The following is a 3908-nucleotide window of genomic DNA, read 5'->3' as shown; positions in this document are numbered from 1 at the left end:
GTCAGGGGGTTACGTAGTCGGCGAGGTGTTCGGCGGTGAGGGTGGAGCGGGCGGCTACGAGGTCGGCCGGGGTGCCCTCGAAGACGATGCGGCCGCCGTCGTGGCCGGCGCCGGGACCCAGGTCGATGATCCAGTCGGCGTGCGCCATCACCGCCTGGTGGTGCTCGATGACGATGACCGACTTGCCGGACTCGACGAGCCGGTCGAGCAGGCCGAGCAGCTGCTCGACATCGGCGAGGTGCAGGCCGGTGGTCGGCTCGTCCAGGATGTAGACGCCGCCCTTCTCGCCCATGCGGGTGGCCAGCTTGAGCCGCTGCCGCTCGCCGCCGGACAGCGTGGTGAGCGGCTGGCCGAGGCTGAGGTAGCCGAGCCCGACGTCGGCGAGCCGGTCGAGGATGCGGTGCGCGGCGGGCGTGCGCGCCTCGCCGGAGCCGAAGAACTCCTCGGCCTCGGTCACCGACATCGCGAGCACCTCGCTGATGTCGCGGCCGCCGAAGTGGTACTCCAGCACCGACGCCTCGAACCGCTTGCCCTCGCACACCTCGCAGGTGGTGGCGACACCGGCCATCATCGCGAGGTCGGTGTAAATGACGCCGGCGCCGTTGCAGTTGGGGCAGGCGCCCTCGGAGTTGGCGCTGAACAGAGCCGGCTTCACGCCGTTGGCCTTGGCGAACGCCTTGCGGATCGGTTCGAGCAGCCCGGTGTAGGTCGCCGGGTTGCTCCGCCGGGAACCGCGGATCGGGGTCTGGTCGACCGCCACCACCCCGTCCCGTCCGGCCACCGAGCCGTGGATCAGCGAGCTCTTGCCGGAACCGGCGACACCGGTGACGACGCACAGCACGCCGAGCGGGATGTCGACGTCGACGTCCTGCAGGTTGTGGGAATCGGCGCCGCGCACCTCGAGCGTGCCGGACGGCTTGCGCACCGCCGGTTTCAGGGACGCGCGGTCGTCCAGGTGCCGCCCGGTGAGCGTGCCGCAGGCCCGCAGCCCCTCGACGGTGCCCTCGAACATCACCTCGCCGCCTTCGGCACCGGCGCGCGGGCCGAGGTCGACGACATGGTCGGCGATCGCGATCGCCTCCGGCTTGTGCTCCACGACCAGGACGGTGTTGCCCTTGTCGCGCAGCCGCAGCAGCAGGTTGTTCATCCGCTGGATGTCGTGCGGGTGCAGCCCGATCGTCGGCTCGTCGAACACGTAGGTGACGTCGGTGAGGGACGACCCGAGGTGCCGGATCATCTTGGTGCGCTGCGCCTCGCCGCCCGACAGCGTCCCCGACGCCCGGTCGAGGCTGAGATAGCCGAGCCCGATCTCCACGAACGAGTCGAGGGTGTTCTGCAGCCCGGACAGCAGCGGCGCCACCGACGACTCGTCCAGGTCGCGCACCCATCCGGCGAGGTCGCTGATCTGCATCGCGCACGCGTCGGCGATGCTGATGCCCTTGATCTTGGACGACCGGGCCGCCTCGCTCAGCCGGGTGCCGTCGCAGTCGGGGCAGGTCGTGAAGGTGACCGCCCGGTCGACGAACGCCCGGATGTGCGGCTGCATCGCCTCCCTGTCCTTGGAGAGCATCGACTTCTGCACCCGCGGGACCAGCCCCTCATAGGTGCTGTTGATGCCCCGGAACTTCATCTTGACCGGCTCGTGGTACAGGAAGTCGTGGCGTTCCTTCTTGGTGTACTCGCGGATCGGCTTGTCCGGGTCGAGGAAACCCGACTCGGAGTAGTACCGCACCATCCAGCCGTCCGCCTTGTAACCGGGGACGGTGATCGCGCCCTCGGCGAGCGACCTGGAGTCGTCGAAGAGCTGGTCGAGGTCGATGTCGGACGCCGTCCCGCGGCCCTCGCAGCGCGGGCACATGCCGCCGGTGATGCTGAAGCTGCGGCGCTCCTTCACCTTCTCCCCGCCGCGCTCGATGGTGACCGCGCCCGCCCCGCTGATCGAGGCGACGTTGAAGGAGAACGCCTGCGACGAGCCGATGTGCGGCCGCCCGAGCCGGCTGAAGAGGATCCGCAGCATGGCGTGGACGTCGGTCGCGGTGCCGACGGTGGAGCGCGGGTCGGCGCCCATCCGCTGCTGGTCGACGATGATCGCGGTCGTCAGCCCGTCGAGGACGTCCACCTCGGGCCGCGCCAGCGTCGGCATGAAGCCCTGCACGAACGCGCTGTACGTCTCGTTGATCATCCGCTGCGACTCGGCGGCGATCGTGTCGAACACGAGCGAGCTCTTGCCCGAGCCGGACACGCCGGTGAACACCGTCAGCCGGCGCTTCGGCAGCTCGACGTTGACGTCCTTGAGGTTGTTCTCACGCGCGCCGTGCACGCGGATCAGATCGTGGCTGTCAGCGACGTGCAGCGCAGGCGACTGCGTGCCCGGGCTCGTTTCCATGCTCATGTTCTCCATATGTTTGGCGGGACCGCATGCGCGGTCTCCGTCGGCGCCGCCCGGCTCGATCCAACCAGAGACGTCGGACAGACCGGCGGCCGTCGCGCGTCGGCCCACCCCCGTGGGCCGCGCGACTCGGTGGCCGGGAAGGCTTACGGGTCCTGAAGGAGCCCCAGGACGTTGCCGTCCGGGTCGGTGACCGTGGCGACCAGGCGGCCGCCGCCGACGTCGTGTGCGGCCTCCTTCACGGCGGCCCCCGCGGCGGTCACCTCGGCGAGTTTCGCCTCGATGTCCGGCACGTGCCAGTACGCGACCGGCGACGTCATGTCCTGCGGCCCGCCGGTCGGCACCAGCCCGATGTGCTGGCCCTCGACATCGAAGCCCACATAGTAGGACGAATCGGCCTGCGGCTGGATGCCGAGCAGCGCCGCGTACACCTCCTTGGCCGCCGCCAGGTCGGACACCGGGTGCAGCACCGTCTTGATCCCCTGCGTGGAAGAGTCGCTCATGATCACTCCTGAAGTGGTCTCGTCATGGGGGCGCCCCTATCGACGTCCCCCCTGCTCAGGCAGGCATTCCCGCCCGTGGGCTCAGCGCAGTTCCTGGATGCGGACCATGTTGCCCGCGGGGTCGCGGAACGCGCAGTCGCGAACCCCGTACGGCTGCTCGGTCGGCTCCTGGACGACCTCGGCGTCCCCGGACTGCAGCCGGTCGAAGGTGCCGTCGAGGTCGCTGGTGGCCAGCAGGATCCAGCCGTAGGTGCCCTTCGCCATCATCTCGGCGATGGTGCGGCGCTCGTCGTCGGTGATGCCGGGGTCGGCGGCCGGCGGCGCCAGCAGGATGGACGTGCCGGGCTGATCGGCGGGGCCGACCGTGATCCAGCGCATCCCGCCGTGCCCGACGTCCTTGCGCACCTCGAAGCCGAGGGTGTCGCGGTAGAAGGCCAGCGCGGCCTCCGGGTCGTCGTGCGGAAGAACGCTCGTGTGAATGGTGAGGTCCATGCCGGTCAGGCTATGCGCGGCTCAGTCGCCCCCGCTTCTCGATTCCTGACCGGTCTGGTCACCTGTTTCGCGACACACGACGGCAGCCCGGCCGTCCCGCGCATCGCCTGGCTCCGGTACGCGCTCGGCGGCATCCCGACCAGTTCGGTGAAGCGGGTGCTGAAGGTGCCGAGCGACTGGCAGCCGACCGCGAAGCACACGTCGGTGACGCTCAGGTCGCCACGGCGCAGCAGCGCCATCGCACGCTCGATGCGCCGCGTCATCAGGTAGGAGTACGGCGACTCACCGTAGGCGCGGCGGAACTCGCGGCTGAGGTGCCCGGCCGACATGCTCGCGCCGCGGGCGAGCGCCTCGACGTCCAGCGGCTGCGCGTACTCCCGGTCGATCCGGTCGCGCACGCGCCGCAGCCGCGCGAGGTCACGCAGCCGCTGCTCCGACACGGAACCGCTGGTCATACCCGAAATCCTGCCACGCTGCCCCGCGGTTCGCACAGCGGACCCCGCATCGCTCGGCCTCTCCCCGCC

4 protein-coding genes are annotated in these 3908 nt (G+C 70.3%); all 4 read right to left on the bottom strand.

The window, feature by feature from the left end:
• Position 1: 1 nt before the first annotated feature.
• Positions 2-2392, bottom strand: a complete 2391-nt coding sequence (locus E1293_RS45290; RefSeq protein WP_207939505.1) for an ATP-binding cassette domain-containing protein — start codon at positions 2390-2392, stop codon at positions 2-4.
• 143 nt (positions 2393-2535) lie between these two features.
• On the bottom strand, positions 2536-2892 hold the full coding sequence (locus E1293_RS45285) for a VOC family protein (protein WP_132206069.1): 357 nt from the start codon (positions 2890-2892) through the stop codon (positions 2536-2538).
• A gap of 81 nt (positions 2893-2973) precedes the next feature.
• Entirely contained in the window at positions 2974-3384 is a 411-nt protein-coding gene (locus E1293_RS45280) for a VOC family protein (RefSeq protein ID WP_132206067.1), read from the bottom strand.
• Positions 3385-3389: 5 nt separating this feature from the next.
• Positions 3390-3839: a helix-turn-helix transcriptional regulator gene (locus E1293_RS45275; RefSeq protein WP_132206065.1), complete on the bottom strand. Its 450-nt coding sequence runs from the start codon at positions 3837-3839 to the stop codon at positions 3390-3392.
• Between the last annotated feature and the right edge of the window lie 69 nt (positions 3840-3908).

It is taken from the genome of Actinomadura darangshiensis (assembly GCF_004349235.1).
GTDB classification, from domain to species: domain Bacteria; phylum Actinomycetota; class Actinomycetes; order Streptosporangiales; family Streptosporangiaceae; genus Spirillospora; species Spirillospora darangshiensis.
Note: the sequence above shows the minus strand (reverse complement) of the source record. Positions and strands in the feature narration are given on the sequence as shown.

Excerpts from the sequence above, each read along its gene's own strand:
- E1293_RS45290 (WP_207939505.1), bottom strand. The coding sequence starts at position 2,392 with ATGAGCATGGAAACGAGCCCGGGCACGCAGTCGCCTGCGCTGCACGTC.
- E1293_RS45285 (WP_132206069.1), bottom strand. The coding sequence starts at position 2,892 with ATGAGCGACTCTTCCACGCAGGGGATCAAGACGGTGCTGCACCCGGTG.
- E1293_RS45280 (WP_132206067.1), bottom strand. The coding sequence starts at position 3,384 with ATGGACCTCACCATTCACACGAGCGTTCTTCCGCACGACGACCCGGAG.
- E1293_RS45275 (WP_132206065.1), bottom strand. The coding sequence starts at position 3,839 with ATGACCAGCGGTTCCGTGTCGGAGCAGCGGCTGCGTGACCTCGCGCGG.